This is a genomic window from Methylobacterium sp. E-016, assembly GCF_022829745.1.
Classification (GTDB): domain Bacteria; phylum Pseudomonadota; class Alphaproteobacteria; order Rhizobiales; family Beijerinckiaceae; genus Methylobacterium.
Genome location: NZ_JAKSYF010000041.1, coordinates 1 through 1,914, shown reverse-complemented (window position 1 = coordinate 1,914; position 1,914 = coordinate 1). Strand labels below are relative to the sequence as shown.

The following is a 1,914-nucleotide window of genomic DNA, read 5'->3' as shown; positions in this document are numbered from 1 at the left end:
TACATGACCCTGGAAAGCATCGCCCCGATCGGCGAGGATCCCCTGGTCAGCCTGCCCACTCTGGCAGCCTGATCGTCCCGGCCCAAGCCGGTGATCGTGGTGGTCCTCACCGAGCTACACCACGCCAAGGGACACGACCCCATGGCACGCTGTAACGAGGCGTGCCTTTCTCGACAACATGGCGTTGCGAGTAGGGTAGTAGGTCAGTTCGAAATCCTACCGAAGTTGCCCCGGCCACAATGGGCGCGCACCCGCGTGGCATGATGCAGGCATGTCAAATGCTACGAAACGCGACCATGTGATCTCGGTTTTTCCGAGCGAGCAACAGCCAGGCTCCTATCGGTGGAGCATTATGGCTCTGTCCACCACATCGGTGACCCAGTCGCCCTACGCCTTCGCGACAGCGTTAGAAGCCACGATGTCAGCCGAATGCTGGTTGCGCGTGATCGTGGTGAGGGGCATCCGACCGCACGGGCGCTCGTGACGGCGGCGCGCGGGCGTTCCCTGGCCCTGCGCCAACCTTCCGAAGTGGTCGAGAAGCCTGGCGAGGGCATTTCGGGGGCTGTCGACGGCCGGCAGGTCCTGGTCGGCGGCCCGCGTTTCATGGAACGGCACGGCATCGGGTTTCCCGACCGGACACCGAGGGTGCGGGCGTCCGGCGTGCCCTCCGTCGGCGCGACCGTCTTCGTTGCCGTGGACGGGATCGCCGCCGGCATCCTCGGCTTCTCCGACCCCCTGCGCCAGGAAGGCGGCGAGGCCCTCGTAGCCCTGCGCGAGACCGGCATCCGCCGCATCATGCTGGCCACCGGCGACCGGAAGGACGTCGCCGAGGCCATAGTGGCTGGGTTGACCGCACCGCACCCGCACCATCTTGGCCTGAAGGACGGTCGGGCGCTCCGCATCGGCCCGTCCGCATACCGAGGATACGTGCGTCAGGACGGTTACGAGCGCCGGATCCAGGATGTCCGCGACCTCATCGCCGAGGCCGGGGGGATGGGCTTCTGCGGGGTGGAGGCCCTGGCGATCCTGAAGCGGGTCGGCCTGGAGGAAGCGGCATTTCCCGGCCCGGACGACGAGCTCAATAATATGGAGCAGGCCGTCATCGAGCTCCGTCGTGTGATGGACGGTCTCCGCGACGACTGGCCCTTGGCGCCGGGCGAGAAGCCGGGTCGACCGTACGTCTCGGAGCGGGCCTGGGGCCTTCGGCACGCCAGCCTGTGCGGGTGGGCGGCGCGCCTCGCGATCGTCGGCAACCCGGCATACGCCGACTCCCCGCTGCTGGCCGAGGCGATCGAGCTGCGGGCGGAGCTCCTGCAGCGGTCCGAAGTCGCCGGGCGCAAGGCCAGGGGCGACCGGTGATGGACGGTCCGCCTATCGACTATCCCGCGGACACGGCGGCCGAGGTCATCGCGGCCGCGGTCGTGGTCCGGCTGCACCTGATCGAATTCGTCTCCTCCGTAAGCCTGGGGCGACTGGCTGACCGCGTCAGGGATGTGGCCCGGCGTGGCGTCGAGGTCCATGCCCGATATGGGGCGCCGCTGCCGACGATGGTGGACTTGGAGGCGGCCGCACACCCGACGCAGGAGATCTCCGCGACTGGGAATACCGGCGCGCCATGCAGGCGTGGCAGCGCGATCTGGCCCATGCGGCGGTGAAGGCCGGCATCGACGTCGGACCGCAGCCCGACTACGGCACCCCGTCGCCCCTTGCCGTGCTCAAAAACGTGCACGCTCAAAATCCGCCTGCACACGCATAGGCTTACCGGGGGGGCGTGGTAACTGGGGCAGATCACCGGGCGGTGGCGTTTTGCGGTTTGGCTCGGGCGTGATTCAACATGCGGCATGGCGCTGCCGGATCCCGATGGTTTGGATGCCCTTTCGCTGAGCGAGCTTCGCGGGCTTGTCGTGGGCCTGA

General features: G+C 68.0%; 2 protein-coding genes. Both read left to right on the top strand.

The window, feature by feature from the left end; all coding sequences use genetic code 11:
• Positions 1-429 precede the first annotated feature (429 nt).
• Positions 430-1,359, top strand: coding sequence for an HAD family hydrolase (locus MKK68_RS03210; protein WP_244028670.1), 930 nt, complete (start codon positions 430-432; stop codon positions 1,357-1,359).
• Complete coding sequence (locus tag MKK68_RS03205; RefSeq protein WP_244028668.1) at positions 1,359-1,655, top strand: hypothetical protein; 297 nt, start codon at positions 1,359-1,361, stop codon at positions 1,653-1,655. Before MKK68_RS03210 ends, MKK68_RS03205 begins: the two co-directional genes overlap by 1 nt.
• The last annotated feature ends 259 nt before the right edge of the window (positions 1,656-1,914 follow it).